The 16,055-nt window shown below is 71.6% G+C and carries 19 protein-coding genes and 1 pseudogene; 8 read left to right on the plus strand and 12 right to left on the minus strand.

The annotated features are described in order from the left end of the window. Window positions 1–155 precede the first annotated feature (155 nt). The 4 genes from J7E93_RS05945 (at window position 156) to J7E93_RS05960 (ending at window position 3,482) form a co-directional block, all read left to right on the plus strand. On the plus strand, window positions 156–359 hold the full coding sequence (locus J7E93_RS05945) for a cold-shock protein (protein WP_005315736.1): 204 nt from the start codon (window positions 156–158) through the stop codon (window positions 357–359). Between the two features lie 369 nt (window positions 360–728). Then, window positions 729–2,357, plus strand: a complete 1,629-nt coding sequence (gene groL, locus J7E93_RS05950) for a chaperonin GroEL (protein ID WP_215066191.1) — start codon at window positions 729–731, stop codon at window positions 2,355–2,357. A gap of 106 nt (window positions 2,358–2,463) precedes the next feature. After that, window positions 2,464–2,931, plus strand: a complete 468-nt coding sequence (locus J7E93_RS05955) for an SRPBCC family protein (RefSeq protein WP_215066192.1) — start codon at window positions 2,464–2,466, stop codon at window positions 2,929–2,931. A 53-nt stretch (window positions 2,932–2,984) separates the two neighbouring features. After that, window positions 2,985–3,482 (plus strand): GNAT family N-acetyltransferase, encoded by a 498-nt coding sequence (locus J7E93_RS05960; protein WP_215066212.1) that lies wholly within the window; start codon window positions 2,985–2,987, stop codon window positions 3,480–3,482. Here J7E93_RS05960 and J7E93_RS05965 read toward each other — a convergent pair. The 3 genes from J7E93_RS05965 to J7E93_RS05975 all read right to left on the minus strand — a co-directional run bounded on the left by J7E93_RS05965 (window position 3,463) and on the right by J7E93_RS05975 (window position 5,570). Next, window positions 3,463–4,047 (minus strand): Uma2 family endonuclease, encoded by a 585-nt coding sequence (locus tag J7E93_RS05965; RefSeq protein ID WP_215066193.1) that lies wholly within the window; start codon window positions 4,045–4,047, stop codon window positions 3,463–3,465. The genes J7E93_RS05960 and J7E93_RS05965 overlap by 20 nt on opposite strands. Before the next feature lie 56 nt (window positions 4,048–4,103). Further along, the gene (locus J7E93_RS05970) at window positions 4,104–4,913 is read right to left on the minus strand and encodes a hypothetical protein (protein ID WP_215066194.1); all 810 of its coding nucleotides are present in this window, start codon (window positions 4,911–4,913) and stop codon (window positions 4,104–4,106) included. Window positions 4,914–5,129: 216 nt separating this feature from the next. Further along, window positions 5,130–5,570 (minus strand): hypothetical protein, encoded by a 441-nt coding sequence (locus tag J7E93_RS05975; RefSeq protein ID WP_215066195.1) that lies wholly within the window; start codon window positions 5,568–5,570, stop codon window positions 5,130–5,132. A gap of 258 nt (window positions 5,571–5,828) precedes the next feature. Here J7E93_RS05975 and J7E93_RS05980 point away from each other — a divergent pair, with 258 nt between their 5' ends. Further along, on the plus strand, window positions 5,829–6,227 hold the full coding sequence (locus J7E93_RS05980) for a hypothetical protein (RefSeq protein WP_215066196.1): 399 nt from the start codon (window positions 5,829–5,831) through the stop codon (window positions 6,225–6,227). 138 nt (window positions 6,228–6,365) lie between these two features. Further along, entirely contained in the window at window positions 6,366–7,853 is a 1,488-nt protein-coding gene (locus tag J7E93_RS05985) for an alpha/beta hydrolase (RefSeq protein WP_215066197.1), read from the plus strand. Between the two features lie 122 nt (window positions 7,854–7,975). Here the strand turns inward: J7E93_RS05985 and J7E93_RS05990 are convergent, their stop codons facing one another. From J7E93_RS05990 to J7E93_RS06000, 3 genes are all read right to left on the minus strand, one after another. Next, complete coding sequence (locus tag J7E93_RS05990) at window positions 7,976–9,502, minus strand: PTS transporter subunit EIIC (RefSeq protein WP_215066198.1); 1,527 nt, start codon at window positions 9,500–9,502, stop codon at window positions 7,976–7,978. 99 nt (window positions 9,503–9,601) lie between these two features. Further along, on the minus strand, window positions 9,602–10,543 hold the full coding sequence (murQ, locus tag J7E93_RS05995; RefSeq protein WP_215066199.1) for an N-acetylmuramic acid 6-phosphate etherase: 942 nt from the start codon (window positions 10,541–10,543) through the stop codon (window positions 9,602–9,604). A gap of 32 nt (window positions 10,544–10,575) precedes the next feature. Beyond that, window positions 10,576–11,424, minus strand: a complete 849-nt coding sequence (locus J7E93_RS06000; RefSeq protein ID WP_215066213.1) for a MurR/RpiR family transcriptional regulator — start codon at window positions 11,422–11,424, stop codon at window positions 10,576–10,578. Window positions 11,425–11,715: 291 nt separating this feature from the next. Between J7E93_RS06000 and J7E93_RS06005 the strand changes: the two genes are divergently transcribed. Next, window positions 11,716–12,072: a hypothetical protein gene (locus J7E93_RS06005; protein ID WP_215066200.1), complete on the plus strand. Its 357-nt coding sequence runs from the start codon at window positions 11,716–11,718 to the stop codon at window positions 12,070–12,072. Then, window positions 12,069–12,353, plus strand: coding sequence for a DUF4031 domain-containing protein (locus J7E93_RS06010; protein ID WP_215066201.1), 285 nt, complete (start codon window positions 12,069–12,071; stop codon window positions 12,351–12,353). Before J7E93_RS06005 ends, J7E93_RS06010 begins: the two co-directional genes overlap by 4 nt. Before the next feature lie 93 nt (window positions 12,354–12,446). Here the strand turns inward: J7E93_RS06010 and J7E93_RS06015 are convergent, their stop codons facing one another. From J7E93_RS06015 to J7E93_RS06040, 6 genes and pseudogenes are all read right to left on the minus strand, one after another. Then, entirely contained in the window at window positions 12,447–13,769 is a 1,323-nt protein-coding gene (locus J7E93_RS06015; protein WP_215066202.1) for a hemopexin repeat-containing protein, read from the minus strand. Between the two features lie 62 nt (window positions 13,770–13,831). Next, entirely contained in the window at window positions 13,832–14,065 is a 234-nt protein-coding gene (locus J7E93_RS06020) for a hypothetical protein (protein WP_215066203.1), read from the minus strand. 72 nt (window positions 14,066–14,137) lie between these two features. Further along, complete coding sequence (locus J7E93_RS06025; RefSeq protein ID WP_215066204.1) at window positions 14,138–14,335, minus strand: hypothetical protein; 198 nt, start codon at window positions 14,333–14,335, stop codon at window positions 14,138–14,140. 45 nt (window positions 14,336–14,380) lie between these two features. Further along, window positions 14,381–14,581: a hypothetical protein gene (locus J7E93_RS06030; protein WP_215066205.1), complete on the minus strand. Its 201-nt coding sequence runs from the start codon at window positions 14,579–14,581 to the stop codon at window positions 14,381–14,383. 45 nt (window positions 14,582–14,626) lie between these two features. Beyond that, on the minus strand, window positions 14,627–14,818 hold the full coding sequence (locus J7E93_RS06035) for a hypothetical protein (protein WP_215066206.1): 192 nt from the start codon (window positions 14,816–14,818) through the stop codon (window positions 14,627–14,629). Between the two features lie 27 nt (window positions 14,819–14,845). Beyond that, window positions 14,846–16,055 (minus strand): annotated as a pseudogene (locus J7E93_RS06040) (hypothetical protein); the annotation flags it as partial.

Consider the following 16,055-nt stretch of genomic DNA (forward strand, 5'->3'; position numbering starts at 1 on the left):
CTTTCCGGCGTGCCCAGAATTCTCGTCCGATTGACCTGTTGCAGAGGGCAGTTGGGCAGATACATTCAGCCGCGGTCGACGCGTTCCGGCGCAGGGTCTGACCCGGGTCCGCGAAGTGCGGTCCCGCGCAAGGGCCAGTAATAGGGGAGTTAGGCATGGCTCAGGGCACCGTCAAGTGGTTCAACGCGGAGAAGGGCTACGGCTTCATCGCGGTCGACGGTGGTGCGGATGTTTTCGTCCACTACAGCGCGATCCAGATGGACGGTTACCGCACCCTTGAAGAAGGTCAGCGAGTCGAGTTCGAGATCTCGCAGGGCCAGAAGGGTCCGCAGGCGGACATGGTCAAGCTCGCCGTCTGAGTACGGCGCGATCGGCCACCACGTACGCACTCACGCCGAGGGGTCCGCATCCTGACCAGGATGCGGACCCCTCGTGCGTGTCCGCGCGGCCTCGACAGGACCGCCCGATCCCCGAGAGGCGCTTGCCCCCGCCCGTCGCCCGACCGCCACCCCTCATCGACGTCCCTGCGGGACGGCCTTGCACTCTCCTGGGTCGAGTGCTAATCATTGGCGTTAGCACTCTGAAGGTGAGAGTGCTTACGAGGATCGGGCAGACGAGGCCCGCGAGCCAGGTGGGGCAAGGAACCGCCGGGTGCGCAGGCCGTCCGTCGCGGGCGTCGGCGCGGTCCAGGAGCGTTATCCACCCCATGTCCGGGAGGACCACTTCACATGGCCAAGATCATCGCGTTCGACGAGGAGGCCCGGCGCGGTCTCGAGCGCGGCATGAACCAGCTCGCTGACGCCGTCAAGGTCACCCTTGGCCCCAAGGGCCGGAACGTCGTCCTCGAGAAGAAGTGGGGCGCCCCCACGATCACCAACGATGGTGTCTCCATCGCCAAGGAGATCGAGCTCGAGGACCCGTACGAGAAGATCGGCGCCGAGCTGGTCAAGGAAGTCGCCAAGAAGACGGACGACGTCGCCGGTGACGGAACGACCACCGCGACCGTCCTCGCCCAGGCGCTCGTCCGCGAGGGCCTGCGCAACGTGGCGGCCGGCGCCAACCCGATGGCCCTCAAGCGCGGCATCGAGAAGGCCGTCGAGGCCGTCTCCGGCGCCCTGCTGGAGCAGGCGAAGGATGTCGAGACCAAGGAGCAGATCGCTTCCACGGCCTCCATCTCCGCCGCCGACACCCAGATCGGCGAGCTCATCGCCGAGGCGATGGACAAGGTCGGCAAGGAAGGCGTCATCACCGTCGAGGAGTCCCAGACCTTCGGTCTGGAGCTGGAGCTCACCGAGGGCATGCGCTTCGACAAGGGCTACATCTCGGCGTACTTCGCCACCGACATGGAGCGTATGGAGGCGTCCCTGGACGACCCGTACATCCTGATCGTCAACTCCAAGATCTCTTCCGTGAAGGACCTGCTCCCGCTCCTGGAGAAGGTCATGCAGTCGGGCAAGCCGCTGCTGATCATCGCCGAGGACGTCGAGGGCGAGGCCCTGTCGACCCTGGTCGTCAACAAGATCCGCGGCACCTTCAAGTCCGTCGCGGTCAAGGCTCCGGGCTTCGGCGACCGCCGCAAGGCCATGCTGAACGACATCGCCATCCTCACGGGCGGCACGGTCATCTCCGAGGAGGTCGGCCTCAAGCTCGAGAACGCCGGCCTGGACCTGCTGGGCCGCGCCCGCAAGGTCGTCATCACCAAGGACGAGACCACGATCGTCGACGGTGCCGGTGAGAGCGACCAGGTTGCCGGTCGCGTCAACCAGATCCGCGCCGAGATCGAGAACTCGGACAGCGACTACGACCGCGAGAAGCTGCAGGAGCGCCTGGCGAAGCTCGCCGGCGGTGTCGCGGTCATCAAGGCCGGCGCCGCGACCGAGGTCGAGCTCAAGGAGCGCAAGCACCGCATCGAGGACGCCGTTCGCAACGCGAAGGCGGCCGTCGAGGAGGGCATCGTCGCCGGTGGTGGCGTGGCCCTGCTCCAGGCCTCCTCGGTCTTCGAGAAGCTTGAGCTGGACCTGGTGGGCGACGAGGCCACGGGCGCGAACATCGTGAAGCTGGCCCTTGAGGCCCCGCTGAAGCAGATCGCGGTCAACGCCGGCCTCGAGGGCGGCGTCGTGGCGGAGAAGGTCCGCAACCTGCCCGTCGGCCACGGCCTGAACGCCGCGACCAACGAGTACGTGGACCTCATCGCCGAGGGCATCATCGACCCGGCGAAGGTCACGCGCTCCGCGCTGCAGAACGCGGCCTCCATCGCCGCGCTGTTCCTGACCACCGAGGCCGTCATCGCCGACAAGCCGGAGAAGGCCTCCGCGGCCGCTCCGGGCGGCATGCCGGGCGGTGACATGGACTTCTGATCCTTCGGGATCGGCTGTTCACCGAGGGCGGCACCCCAGCTGGGGGTGCCGCCCTCGGGCGTTCGGGGCGATGCTGGTGGGAGGACCCCTCACGGCGGGAGCGACCATGATCACGTTGCTGACGACCCCGGCGGACCGCGAGCTGGACATCACCCGCACCTTCGACGCCCCGCCCGGCCGCGTCTGGGAGGCCTGGACCCGGCCCGACCACGTCCGCCAGTGGTACGGCGTGGCCGCCCTGCCCACGACCGTCTGCGAGATCGACCTGCGCGTGGGCGGCGCCTGGCGCTGGGGCCAGAAGGCGCCGGACGGCAGGGAGATCGTGTTCTCGGGAACGTACGAGGAGATCGTCCCGGGCGAGCGGCTGGTCTACACGGAGACCTTCGAACTGATGCCGGGCCCGCCGGTCCATGTGACCCTCACCTTCGACGCGACGCCGGACGGCGGCACGGCCCTGACGAGCAAGTCGGTCTGGCCCTCGACGGAGATCCGGGACCAGGCGCTGGCGACGGGGATGGAGGACGGGGTGAAGGAGGAGTACGACCGGCTGGCGCAGTACCTTCGGACGATGTGAACCTCGTCGTACCCACGCTCGTGGCCGGGGACTTCGTCCTGCGCCCCTGGGAGATGGCCGACCTCCCCCTCGTACGGGAGGCGTCGGCGGACCCGTACATCCCGCTGATCACCACCGTCCCGCCGGTGTACTCACCGGCCGAGGGCGAGGCGTTCGTCCGCCGCCAGTGGACGCGGGCGGAGAGCGGCGCGGGCTACCCCTTCGTCATCGCGCGCCGCCGCGACGCGCGGGCCATGGGCACGATCGGCCTCTGGCTCCGCGACCTCCCGGAGGGCCGCGCCACCCTCGGCTACTGGACCGCCCCGTCCTCCCGCGGCGAGGGCGCGGCGGGCACGGCGCTGGCGGCGGTGAGCGACTGGGCGGAGACGGAGCTGCGGATCCCGCGCCTGCAGTTGCTGGTGGAGCCCTGGAACGCGGCGTCGGCCCGGACGGCGGAGGGGGCGGGGTTCGTACGGGAGGGGGTGCTGCGGGGGTGGCAGGAAGCGGGCGGCGAGCGGCGGGACATGGTGATGTACGGGCGGTTGGCGGCTGTCAGTCGACGTACTCCTTGAGCTTCTCGGTGTCGAGGGTGATGTCGACAGGGCTCGGGAGGGGGATGGTGGCACCGAAGGGGTACGCGGCGCGGTGCTGGTAGACGCCGTGCCGGGGTTCGCTGAAGACGACGACGGAGCCGGCGTCGCGGTCGACGAGGAGGTAGAGGGGGATGTCGGAGGCGGCGTAGCCGTCGCGCTTCTCGATGCGGTCTCGAGCAAGGGCCCGGGGGCCATGGGAGGTGACCTCGACGACCATGAGAACGCCCTCCGGGTCGCCCCACATCTCCGGCTCCGCGACGAAATGGTCGAGTGGCGCGAGAGCCGCATCCGCGATGGCCCGGCCCTTGCGATAGGTATCCACCTTCAGCTCCTGCTCCGGGTAGAGCGCGAGGGCGGGGCGCTGTTGCAGGCAGACGCGCAGCAGCCACATGACGATGGCCTTGTGGAGTTGGTCCGGCAACGGCTTGACCTTCAGCTTCCCCTTGATGAGTTCGAGCTTCACCCCTTCTGGCGCGTGACGGGCGAGCTCTTCGAAGTCCTCGACGGACATGTCGACCGGGCGGTCAGGGGTGCTGGGGGTCATCGGATCGCCTCCTCCCCTCCATCGTGCCCCGCCGTCGGCGCGTACGAGCTGAACCGTCACGCGGGAGTCCCTTCTCGGGCGCGGATGGCCGCCGCGTGGGCGTGGACGCGGGCGGCGGGGACGGTGGTGCGGGGGCGGGAGGTCGGGGGTTCACCGCGGCAGGGGTTGCAGGTGCCGTCGCGGAGGGCGTCCGCGCGGCCGGGAACGCCGCACTTGGCGCATTCGAGGAGGCGCAGGGTCGGGCGGGCGCGGCGGACGGGTTCGGGTGGGAGTTTGCGGATCAGACGGGTGCGGGCCATGGCGAACGGGTGGTGGACCGGGCTGGGGAGGCCGCTGGTGAGGGCGCGGAGGACGTCGTCCTCGGTGGCGTCGCGGGCGAACCACTCGTCGACCAGGGGCGAGAGCGCCCGGCACTCGGCGTGGGACAGCGACATCGCGGAGTTCGTACGACCGAGGGCGGCGAGGAGGACGTACGCACGGGTGCGGGTCGGGCGCTGCCGCGGGACGTCGCCGCGCTGGAAGGCGGACCACCAGGAGTCGTCACGTGCCGTCCGGGACCACCACGTTCGAGTGATCCAGAGACCGTCGATGCACTCGACGCCGCGCCGCAGGTGGCCGGCGCGCGTGACGCGGTTGAGGGCGGTGCGCATCGCGCACTGCCCGTACGGGAGGTGTTTGGCCAGCGTCTTCGCGGAGATGTCGCTGCCGTCGTCGAGCCGGTCGATGTAGGCGGCGATGGCGGCTTCGCGAGGCGGGAGGTGCGCGAAGTCGGTCGGCGCGGGTGGGAGTTGGTACGGGGCGGAACGCTTTCCGTAGCCGGGGTTGGCGGCGGGATGGGGCGCGGCACTAAACTCGGCATCAGCCATGGATCGAACTCTTCTCGATCGGTGGACAGACCCCCGCCAGGTGTTCCCGCACCTCGTGGGGGTCGTTCGTTTTCCGGACACGCTAGAGGCATATGACGCTGGGTGGCAAGTCGATCGCGTTCGGTCAACTCTCCGGGAGGGTGGGCGGGTTGAGTCCCAGGCCCCTACCCCTTCCTCTGAAAGAGGGCTCGAAGCCCGAGGCTTGAGCTTCGGGTCTCACCAGGGAGAATCGGCGCCGCGTCGGGCCCGCAGCGCGAAAGCGGACCACAGGGCCGCCGCCACCGGGGCGGCCGCGGCCATCGCCGCCAGTGCGGGGGCCTCCGGTCGCCAGCCGAGGGAGAGGCGAGTGCCGAAGAAGGCGAGCCCGGCCGCGACCCGCCCGGGGGCGTGGACGGGGGCCCTCGCGGCGGCGGCCCGCAGTACGGCTGCCGTCGCCGCGCCCGTCGCGATCCATGCGCACAGGTACGGCCAGACCGCCCCGGGGGCGGCGGGCGGCAGACCGTACTCCTCGGGGCCGATACGGAAGAGGGCTCCGGCCCAGCCCAGCCCCACCCCGAGGGCGGCGATGCCAGCCACCCACAGGGCATGGCGCCACAACGGGCCGGGCGCCAGGGGCGCCTCGCCGTCGGGTTCGGTCGAGTCGAGGAATTCGCTCACGCCTTGATGGACGTGGGCCGGCGAGCGCGCGTTGCCTGAGCGGGAGGAATTCGGCAACCGATGCCTCGCCGGGTGGCGAAGGGCGCGTCGGGTAGGGGTAGGGGTAGGGGTAGGGGTAGGGACGGGGGCAGGGGCATTGCGCCGCGATCCAGGCCGAGAAGGACAAGGGCGCCGAGCGGGCGCGGCATTGAACGCGTTCAATATTCCTGGCAGGATGCACGTCGAGAGCGCTGACCGTGCGCCGAGGGGGGCTGGACTGTGGACGAGGGCGAGCCCTGGAGAAACCTGGGGAGGGTCGGGCTGCGGCTCGTCGATCTGGTCGTGCGCTACTGCCTGACCTTCGCGATCACATGGGCCGCCATGGACGCCGCCCTGCCGGCGGAGGCCCGGAGCTCCGAGACCGCCCTCGACTTCTTCCCGTTCGTCGGGATCCCGTCCATCCTGATGAGCTTCGTCTACGGGCTGGCGAGCACCCGGACGGGCATGGCCTTCCGGCTTCCCCTGGCCGGGCTTCTCCTGCTGCCCACGTGGTTCCTGCTCTTCGGGCACTTCCTGGAAGTGCTGATCATCCCCGTCCTCGGCCAGCTCTTCTTCGCGCTGTGCGTGATGCGGGCCCCGATGCTGGGCCCGTCCCGGCTCCGGCGTCGGACGGTGTGAGCGCGGCCCGGGTCTCTAGCCCGGGGTCGGCGTGCGCAGGGGAGCGGCCGGCCCGACCGCGGTCATGGGGGCAGCCCCACCCCCCGCTCTCCCGTCTGCCGGATGGGAACCTGGGCCTGCGTCAACAAGGCTTCAGCCATGACGAATCACCCGCGCACCGCCCTTGTCCTCGCCCTCTCCGCCGCCGCCGTCGCGGCCTCGTTCACCGTCGCCCGGGCCGACCACTCCGGCGGCGGCCTGGCCTGGGGGGAGTGCGCACCGGGCGCCCTGCCCCAGCAGCAGTGCGCCACCCTCTCCGTACCGCGGGACTACAGCGACCCCGACGGGCCGCGGCTCTCCCTCGCCGTGTCGCGGATCCGCAGCGAGCGGCCCGAGGCCCGGCGCGGGACGCTCATGGTGATCCCGGGCGGCCCCGGGAGTTCCGGTGTGCAGCGGCTGACGCAGAAGGGGGAGGCGCTGGCCGAGGAGATGGACGGGGCGTACGACCTCGTGGCCTTCGACCCGCGGGGGGTCGGTGGCAGCACGACCGCGAGCTGCGGGCTGGACGAGAACGACCGGCGGCTGGAGAACCTGCGTTCCTGGCCCGCCGCCGACGGGTCGATCGACGAGAACGTCTCCCGCTCCCGCCGTACCGCCGAGGCGTGCCGGCGCGATGGCGGCGAGACGCTGCACAGCTTCACCACGGCGAACCAGGTACGGGACCTGGACCGGCTGCGGCAGGCGCTCGGCGAGGAGAAGATCTCCGCGTGGGGGGTCTCCTACGGGGCGTACGTCGGTGCCGTGTACGCGCAGAAGTACCCGCGGCACACCGACCGCTGGGTCCTGGACAGCAGCGGTGACCCGGACCCGCAGCGGGTCGCGCAGGGATGGATGCGGAACATGGCGCGGGGCGCGGAGGACCGTTTCCCCGACTTCGCGGCCTGGGCGGCGCACCCCGACCGGGCGAAGGAAGCGCTGCGGCTGGCCCGGCACGCCGAGGACGTACGACCGCTCTTCCTCGATCTCGCCGCCCGCCTGGACCGCGTACCGAAGGAGTCCACCACCCCGGGCACCCCGGTGAGCGGGAACATCCTCCGCCAGGCCCTGCAGAACGCGCTCTACAGCGACTCCGCCTTCCCGGCCCTGGCCCGGATGATCGTGGCCGCGGGGAGCCAGGACCCGGCCGTGCGACCCGCCCTGCCGCCCGGTCTCGACAAGCCGCTGTCCGACGAGTCCCTGGCGGTCACGGTCGCGGTCGTCTGCAACGACGTGAGGTGGTCCGGGTCCGTCCGCTCCTACGAGCGGGCGGTCGCCGCCGACCGCGCCCGCCACCCGCTGACGGCCGGGCTCCCGGCCAACATCACGCCCTGCTCCTTCTGGCGGGCGCCGGCCGAGAAGCCGGCCCGCATCACCGACGACGGGCCGTCCAACATCCTGATGACCCAGAGCCTGCGCGACCCCGCGACCCCGTACGCCGGCGGCCTGAAGATGCGCGCCGCCCTCGGCGACCGGGCCCGGCTGGTCACCGTGGAGCAGGGCGGGCACGGCAACTACCTGGGCAACGGCAACGCGTGCGCGGACCGGACGGTGACAGAGTTCCTGCGGACGGGGGTCAGGCCCGCGCGGGACGTGTCCTGCGCGAACTGACGCATACGGGCGAGCCGCTCGCCCGGCACGCGGCCACCGTGCGGGCGGCACGCGGCCACCGTTCGGGCGGCACGCGGCCACCGTTCGGGCGGCACCCCACGGACGGGGTGCCGCCCGCGCGGTCAGACCTTCGCCGGTTCCGAAGGCGGGGCCGGCGTCCCCGAGGCCACCGGGATCGCGTCCCCCTCGGCCCCCGTCCCCGACCCCGACCCCGACCCCGTTCCCGTTCCCGTTTCCGTCCCCGTCTCCACGTTGAACTCCTCCAGGAGCGCGCGGCTGAAGCCCCAGAAGTACGTGGCCACGAACCCCACCGCGTAACCGGCCAGCAACCCGCCCGCGTAGATCGCGATCGTCTCGCCCAGGCCCTGGTTGCCGTCGAGCAGCGGGAAGAGGGCCCAGCCGGAGGGGCCGATGGCCGTCGAGCCGACCTTGTCGCCCAGCATGTTGAAGAGGCCGACGAACCCGCCGCCGAACGCGCCGCCGACGCAGGCGGTGACGAACGGGCGGCCCAGCGGGAGGGAGACGCCGTAGATCAGCGGCTCACCGACCCCGAGGAAGCCGGCCGGGAGGGCGGACCTGATGGTGCGGCGGATGGAGCCGTTGCGCGGCAGTCTGACGTAGACCGCCATCGCCGCGCCGACCTGGCCCGCACCCGCCATCGCCAGAATCGGGAGGAGGACCGTGTGGCCCTGCTGCTCGATCAGCGTGGTGTGGATCGGGATCAGCGCCTGATGCAGACCCAGCATGACCAGGGGCAGGAACAGGCCGCCGAGGACGAAGCCCGCGCCGGCGCCCGCGTTCGCGAGCAGCCAGTTGGCGAAGTCTCCGATCGCGGTGGAGACCTCACCGGCCACGAACATCAGCCCGAAGATCGTGACCAGGCCGGAGACCAGGACCGTGAGGGTGGGGGTGACGAGGACGTCGAGGGCCTCCGGCACCCAGCGGCGGCACCACTTCTCGACGTACACCGCGAGCACCGCCGCGCCCAGCGCGCCCAGGACTCCGCCCTGGCCGGGGGAGAGCGTCTGACCGAAGGCGTCGATCTTGGCGACGCCGGGGAAGACGATGATCGCGGCGACCGCACCACCGAGGACCGGCGTCCCGCCGAACTCCTTCGCCGTGTTGTAGCCGACGAAGACCGCGATCAGCGCCATGAAGCCGCTCGCCATGGCCGCGAGGGCGGGGGTGACGGCCGGCAGCCAGCCCAGATTGATCAGCAGGCCGTTGAGGCCGGCGATGATGCCGCAGCCGATGAGGGCGGGGATCAGCGGGACGAAGATGTTCGCGATCCGGCGCAGGAACAGCTTGAAGGGGGTCTGGTTCCTCGCCTTCCGGGCCGCCTTGATCGCCGCCCCCTGTGCGGCGAGGCCGTCCGCGGAGGGCTTCGGCGCCTCGGCCACCAGGGTCTCGAACTCCGGAGTCACCCGCGCGACCGTGCCCGGGCCGAGGACGATCTGGTACGTGTCGTCCTCCACCACGCCCAGCACGGACGGCAGGGCCCGCAGGGCCGCGTCCTGGACGAGTGAGCGGTCCCGCAGACCCAGCCGGAGCCGGGTCATGCAGTGGGCCACGGAGCTGATGTTCTCCGCGCCGCCGACGAGCGGCAGGATCGCGGCGGCGATGGCGCGGTTCTTGTCGTCTGTGCTCATGGTGCGGTGGTGCCTTGCTGTGCGGGGACGGGGGGAGGGGGGCCGGAACCAGGGAGCGGCCGGAGTCAGGGGGAGGCCGGAGTCAGGGGGCGGTCGGGGTCAGGGGGCGGTCGGGGCGGTCGGTGCGTTCAGGGCCGTACGCAGATGGCCCCGCGCCTCCGTCAGACGCCGGTCGGCCGTCTTGGCATCGATGTCGGCGAGGATCATCAGGATGGCGGTCTTCACCTCGCCGTCCGCCTCGGCGAGGGCGGTCTCGATCCGCTCGTCCGGTGCGCCGGTGGCGAGGGCGACGATCCGCCGTGAGCGGGCCTGGAGCTTCTCGTTCGAGGCGCGGACGTCGACCATGAGGTTTCCGTACGTCTTGCCGAGCCGGATCATCGTGATCGTGGAGATCATGTTGAGGACCAGCTTCTGGGCCGTGCCCGCCTTCAACCGGGTGGAGCCGGTGAGGAGTTCGGGCCCGGTGACGACCTCGATGCCGTGTTCGGCGGCGGCCGCCAGCTCGCTGTCCGCGTTGCAGGACAGGCCGATCGTCAACGCCCCGGCCGCCCGGGCGTGGGCGACCGCCCCGATGGCGTAGGGGGTACGGCCGGAGGCGGAGATGCCGACCACCGTGTCGTCGGGGGTCAGGCCGAGCGCGTCCAGGTCCTCGGCCGCGAGCTCGCGGGAGTCCTCGGCGCCCTCGACGGCCTTCACCATCGCCGCGGGGCCGCCCGCGATCAGGCCGACGACCTCGGAGGGGTCGGTGTTGAAGGTGGGCGGGCATTCGCTCGCGTCCAGGACGCCGAGCCGGCCGGCCGTGCCCGCACCGGCGTAGATGAGGCGGCCGCCCCGCCCCATCCGTACGGCGGCGGCGTCGATCGCGGCGGCGATCCGCGGCAGCTGCGCGGCGACGGCGGTGGGGACGGACCGGTCCTCCTCGTTCATGGTGCGGGCGATGTCGAGGGTCGGGAGCCGGTCGATCTCGGCGAGCTCGGGCCGGAACGCCTCGGTGGTGAGAGTGGCCAGTTGCGCCTGGAGCTTGGAGTACGTAGAGGACACGTGCGGCTCTTTCGGTGCGTCGTCGTCGACGGTCAGCGGGTGCGGGGCGAGTGGCGGTGGGCGAGGGCTTCGTACGAGGCCGCGAGGGCCGGCGCCGCCGTCTCGTACGTACGCTGCGTGACGCACGTGAACAGGCAGTCCACGACCAGGAGTTGGCTGGTGCGGGAGGACATGGCGGCGGGACGCAGTTCGCTCTCGCGGGCGGTGGAGGTGGTCAGGACGTGATCGGCGTACTGCGTCACCGGCCCGTCCGGGCGGCCGGTGATCGCCACCGTGGTGGCACCGTGGTCGAAGGCGACGCGCAGGGGTTCTATGACGTCGCCGGTCGAGCCGGAGTGGGTGATGGCGATGGCGACGTCGCCTGAGCGGAGCTGCACGGCGTTGGTGACGGCGAGGTGCGGGTCGCTGTGCGCGTGCGCGAGCAGGCCGATGCGGAGCAGCTTCTGCCCGAGGTCCTGGGCGACGAGGCCGGAGGCGCCGACGCCGTAGATGTCGATGCGGCGGGCGCCGGCGAGGGCGGCGACGGCGGCGCCGAGCTGGACGGTGTCGAGTCCGGCGGCGGTGTCGGCGAGGGTCTGCTGCTCGTCGTAGGCGAGCTTGGCGACGACATCGGCGATCGGGTCGTCGACGGCGATGTCGGCGGTGACGGAAGGGGCGCGGCCGGACTGCTGCTGGGCGGCGAGGCCGGCGAGGGCGAGGCGCAGGTCGCGGTAGCCGGGGTAGCCGAGGAGGCGGGCGGTGCGGACGACGGTGGCCTCGCTCGTGCCGGTGAGCTCGGCGAGTCCGGTGACCGTGAGAGCGGCGCAGCCGGCCGGGTCGCCGGCGACGGCTTCGGCGACCCGCTGCATGGAGCGGGTCATGGACGGCGCGAGGGTGCGCACCTTGGCCGCGAGGGCGGCGGGCGCGGGCGGGGCGTCACCGCCGGAACCGGAACCGGAGCGGGAACCGGAGCGGGACGCGGGGCGGGAGCCCGACGCGGAGCCGGAGCCGGACCCGGAGCCGGAGCCGGGCAGGGGGCCGGGGGGCCGGGCGGGCGGGCCGCTGAAACTTTCCTTCACGTCATTGGTCACCACTGAAAGATATTTTCGGGCCCCGGGTGCGTCAAGACCTCGCGGGGGCCCGGATGCGAAGGGGGCCTTCGCCCGTGAGGCTTGTCGGGTGACAATGAGTCCATGGACGACATCGACCCCCTGGAACAGGCGCTGCACGCCGCCCGCGCCCTCGTCCTCGCCGATCTGGCGGCGCGTGACGTGGCCGCGGCGGAGGTCGTCTCGATGGTCGAGGAGTCGGTCACCCACCGCCGTTGGTGGGTCGAGCAGTGGCCCGAGGGCATCACGTACGTCGCCGGTCTGGTGGCCCAGGACGTGCAGGACGCGCTCCTGGAGCGCTACGGCCGCTGGCCGCTCTGTCCCGTCTGCTCCTCCGGCGACCCGCACGCCCTGGACGTCGAACCCGAGCTCGGTCCGGACCCGCACTGGGTCTGCGGCAAGGCGGGCGTGGTCGTTGCCCCGGTCGGCGGTCTGACGTGACCCTCTACATCGACCCGCCGACGTGGGCGGGCCATGGCCGCATGTGGTCGCACCTGGTCAGCGATGTCTCGTACGCGGAGCTCCACGCCTTCGCGGCGTCGATCGGCGCCCCGCCGCGCGCTTTCGAGCGCGACCACTACGACATCCCCTCGGAGCGGTACGCCGACGCGGTGGCGGCCGGCGCGGTGGAGGTCGGTTCCAAGGAGCTCGTCCGCCGGATCACCGAGGCGGGCCTGCGCCGACCGAAGGGCCGGCCGGAGGACTGGCCGTCGGCGCCCTGACCGCCCCGGCCCCTGACCGCCCCGGCCCCTGACCGCCCCGGCCCCTGACCGACCCGGGCCCTGACCGACCCGGGCCCTGACCGACCCGGGCTCTCAGGGCAGTCTCGTGACGCCGATCTGCATATGGAAGTGGTTCCTGTGCGCGGTCGCGAGGCCCGGGTCCTTGTGGTCCGGGTAGACCACGAAGCCGCCTTCGCCCAGTTCGGGCATGGGCCACTTGTTCTTCGGGCCGATGTCGTTGCCCTCGCACTCGAAGGTGCCGAACCGGAAGACCGTGGTGAACAGCCCGTATCCGAGCGGGTCGGCCGACGGACTGATGCGGACCTTGACCCCCGCCGGGCGCGGCAGCTCGCCCCAGTGCTTCAGCACGGACCGGGTGAACGCAGCCCCGTCCACCTCACCCTTGATCGCCGAGAGGTCGATCGCCCGGCCCTTGTTGTGGCAGTCCTTCGGGTCGGGCCCGCCGTGTCCGATGCCCAGGTGGAGGAGTTCGGCGACGTCGGGCCTGGAGGAGTTGGCCCAGCGGGTCAGCCGGTAGAGGGCGATCAGCATGCGCTGGTCGAGGTTGTCGATGACGGTGGACGCCGGGGCGATCTCGTTGGTGTAGCGGATGCCGTCGAAGGACGGCGGGCTCACCACCACCGGCTGGTCGGGCTTGGGTGACACGATTCCGGACGGGCCGTCGACGAACGCGGGGCTCTTGAGGGTCAGTTTGCCGCGCCGGAGCAGGTCGGCCATCAGCCCGTTGGCCTGGGTGAGGGTGAGCAGCCGGGCCGGGGCCACCCCTCCGGACGGGGTGGGCGCGAGCCGGAAGGAGCCGTCCAGGGGGCCGCTGTCGTCGACCCGGTCGGCATCGACGTCGAAGCGCTGGTACTGCCCGCCGCGGAAGAAGTACGCGTACCGTCCGCCCGCATAGGTCACCGCGTCCAGGTTCGCGGGGAACACCCCGGCCCAGCGCTCCGCGATCTTGACGGGATAGCCGGGGTCCACCCGGTCGTTGGTGATGTCGTACCGCACGTACGCGTCGCCCTTGAACAGGTACAGCTTGCCGTTGCCCCAGTTCACGGCCGCGTCGACGCCGTTACGCCAGTCGGGCCCGCCGCCCGCGCCCGTGGGCAGACCGGGCCAGCCGGCCGCGAGGGTGAAGGGCGGGTTGGGCGGCAGATACGCCTTCTCGACCTCGTCGGATTTCTCGTCGTACCGCAGATAGGTGCTGCCCGTGAAGGCGTACGCCTTGCCCGCTCCCCACCAGACGAACACGTCGGGGGAGCGGGGGAGCCCCTGCCACGCGCCGATGCCCAGCCCGGAATCCTCCTCGAGCCCGGTGACGGAGTCGTAGCGGGCGTACTCGTCGTTGTCGTAGAACAGATACGTCTTGTCGTTCGGCCAGGAGATCGCCGTCCGCAGCTTCGCCATGGTCCCGGCTCCTTTCCACGAGGGCGGGCCGCCGCTCGGACGACCCGCCACCGCCCTTTCCCTCACAGGACGCCGGTCCACCGGCAGCCCGCTGTCGGTGCGCAGCTCCAGCCGCGCCCGTACCCGTGCACGAGAGGCGCGGGGTCGGCGGGCAGGTACCCGAAGGGGCCCTTCGGCCGCTGGTGCACCAGGAACTCAGGCCGGCCCGGTGGCCGGGCTATGACGACGATGCGATGCGGCAGGTAGTGCTCCCGCCGGTCCACCGCCGGTGCCTGGTTCGGTAGATCGAGTCGCATGGCCTCACCTCTGATCGGGCGGGACCGGACCGCTGACGGTCCGCGGCGCCGGTCCCGCCGATGACTCGGGACTCAGAACGGCAGGATGTCGCCGAGCAGGCTGCCGAGCAGGCCGCTGGCCGCCGCGCCGCCGGAGGCGTCCCCGCTCTCGGGGTGCCGGTCGCGCTGGACGGGTGCGGACTGCTGGGGCAGCTGGAGCTGGAGCTGTCCGGGTGCGGACCGGCGGGGCGTGTCCGCGCCGCCGTCCTTGGTCTGGGTCTCCTCGAACATGGTGTTCTCCTTTCCTTTCGTCACCTGCTCCGGGGCGTGAGGCCCTCAGAAGGGCAGGATGTCGCCGAGCAGGCTGCCCAGGAAGCCGCTGGCCGCCGCGCCGCCGGAGGCGTCCCCGCTCTCGGGGCGCCGGTCGCGCTGGACGGGTGCGGACTGCTGGGGCAGCTGGAGCCGGAGCTGTCCGGCGGTGGACCGACGCGGCGTGCCGCCGTCGGCGTCGTGGGTGGTGTGGGTCTCGTCGAACATGACGGTGTCCTTTCCTCGAAGACTTCGGTCAGATGGCGGCTGCGGTCAGGTGGCCACGCCGTAACTCGAGTAACACATCTGCCTGGCCGGGCCGGTCATGGTGGCGCAGGGGGACTTGGCAGCCCCGACGCCGGTACGGGAGTTCGTGCCGGCCTCGGGCTCGTCGCGGCGGACCGGACGGCTCTGGAGGGGCTGCGCTCCCGGGTGACCGGGGCGGGGAGTGTGCCGGGTGTTCACGGGGGCTCTCCTTTCGTGATCTGCGGGTCAGAAGGAGCCGAGGAAGGTGTGGACCGGGGCGAGGGTGACCGGCAGCTCGTCGCTCACGTCGACGGTGAACTGGTACGAGAGCCGGGACCTGCGCTCGTCCTCCGGGTCGTAGAAGGTCACGGTGACGTCCTGGCAGTCCGAACCCACACGGCAGTAGGGGCTCTTGGTGACGGTGATGGTGTCGAGCGCGTACAGGTTCTTGCTGGAGCCGGGCACCTTGCTGGAGGACAGCAGGCCCTGCGCGAGCATGTTGCTGAACGAGTAGGCGTTGGTGCCCATGAAGTTGAGCGCCCGGTCGGCGGAGGTCTGGCCCAGGTTGCGGAACTGGTAGTAGATCTTGTCGAGGAAGGAGCGGATGGTCAGCCGCAGTTCGTCCACGTTGCGGACCGCGACCTTGTCCCGCGCGGCTTCCTCGGTGATCTGATCGATGACGGCGTCGACGAGCACGGACTCGTACCACGTGTACAGACCGCGGCTCTTCACCTCGACGACGGGCACGGTCTGACCGGAGTAGAGGCGTGTGGTGCGGCCGGTGAGCACGCCGGGGACGGAGACGCGGGAGATGTAGGCGGTGCGCTCCTCGGGCTGTCGCTCGACGTTGATGGCCTGTCCCGCGATGGCGTCGCGGAACACCCGGTACACGGTCGACACCGGCGGGCTGACCAGCATCGCGACCAGTTCGTCGAAGCCCTTGCCCTTCTCGGTGGCGAGCTGGGAGACCGTCCTGCGCTCCCGCTGGACCTCCTCCGGGAGGACGAGCGGATGGCTCCAGTCCATGGCCGCGGAGGGCTCGGCCTCCAGCGCGTACACCGTGGCGCCGTCCATGACGAGGGTCCAGGTGAGCTTGTCGGACGCCCAGGGCGCGCTCATGAGGTAGTCGCGGAGCTGGTTCACGTTGTACGGATCCGGTTCCTGCTCGACCTCCTCGCCGTTGACCGTGGTCGTGACGTACGGCATCTGCTGGCGGAAGCTGTCCCGGCGCGCCTCGGTCGCGTAGTCGAAACCGATGGCGCCGATGGCGTAGATCAGCTGGCGGGAGCCTGCCGTACCGCCCTCACCCCCGCATGTGCAGCCGGCCGGGTCGCCGCCGCAGCCGCACGCCGGGCGTACGCCGGAGCGTTCAAGGGCGCGTCCGGGCATGTGAGCCGTGGGCGCGGGGGCGGCCCGCGGGGCCGGTGGGGCCGGCAGGCCCGGTGCGGGCGGAGGC

This window comes from Streptomyces sp. ISL-36 (assembly GCF_018614205.1).
GTDB lineage: Bacteria > Actinomycetota > Actinomycetes > Streptomycetales > Streptomycetaceae > Streptomyces.

What these genes read in the sequence shown, in the direction of transcription:
- J7E93_RS05945 (WP_005315736.1), top strand. Translation starts at nt 156, where the DNA reads ATGGCTCAGGGCACCGTCAAGTGGTTCAACGCGGAGAAGGGCTACGGC.
- groL (WP_215066191.1), top strand. Translation starts at nt 729, where the DNA reads ATGGCCAAGATCATCGCGTTCGACGAGGAGGCCCGGCGCGGTCTCGAG.
- J7E93_RS05955 (WP_215066192.1), top strand. Translation starts at nt 2,464, where the DNA reads ATGATCACGTTGCTGACGACCCCGGCGGACCGCGAGCTGGACATCACC.
- J7E93_RS05960 (WP_215066212.1), top strand. Translation starts at nt 2,985, where the DNA reads ATGGCCGACCTCCCCCTCGTACGGGAGGCGTCGGCGGACCCGTACATC.
- J7E93_RS05965 (WP_215066193.1), bottom strand. Translation starts at nt 4,047, where the DNA reads ATGACCCCCAGCACCCCTGACCGCCCGGTCGACATGTCCGTCGAGGAC.
- J7E93_RS05970 (WP_215066194.1), bottom strand. Translation starts at nt 4,913, where the DNA reads ATGGCTGATGCCGAGTTTAGTGCCGCGCCCCATCCCGCCGCCAACCCC.
- J7E93_RS05985 (WP_215066197.1), top strand. Translation starts at nt 6,366, where the DNA reads ATGACGAATCACCCGCGCACCGCCCTTGTCCTCGCCCTCTCCGCCGCC.
- J7E93_RS05990 (WP_215066198.1), bottom strand. Translation starts at nt 9,502, where the DNA reads ATGAGCACAGACGACAAGAACCGCGCCATCGCCGCCGCGATCCTGCCG.
- J7E93_RS06005 (WP_215066200.1), top strand. Translation starts at nt 11,716, where the DNA reads ATGGACGACATCGACCCCCTGGAACAGGCGCTGCACGCCGCCCGCGCC.
- J7E93_RS06015 (WP_215066202.1), bottom strand. Translation starts at nt 13,769, where the DNA reads ATGGCGAAGCTGCGGACGGCGATCTCCTGGCCGAACGACAAGACGTAT.
- J7E93_RS06020 (WP_215066203.1), bottom strand. Translation starts at nt 14,065, where the DNA reads ATGCGACTCGATCTACCGAACCAGGCACCGGCGGTGGACCGGCGGGAG.
- J7E93_RS06025 (WP_215066204.1), bottom strand. Translation starts at nt 14,335, where the DNA reads ATGTTCGAGGAGACCCAGACCAAGGACGGCGGCGCGGACACGCCCCGC.
- J7E93_RS06030 (WP_215066205.1), bottom strand. Translation starts at nt 14,581, where the DNA reads ATGTTCGACGAGACCCACACCACCCACGACGCCGACGGCGGCACGCCG.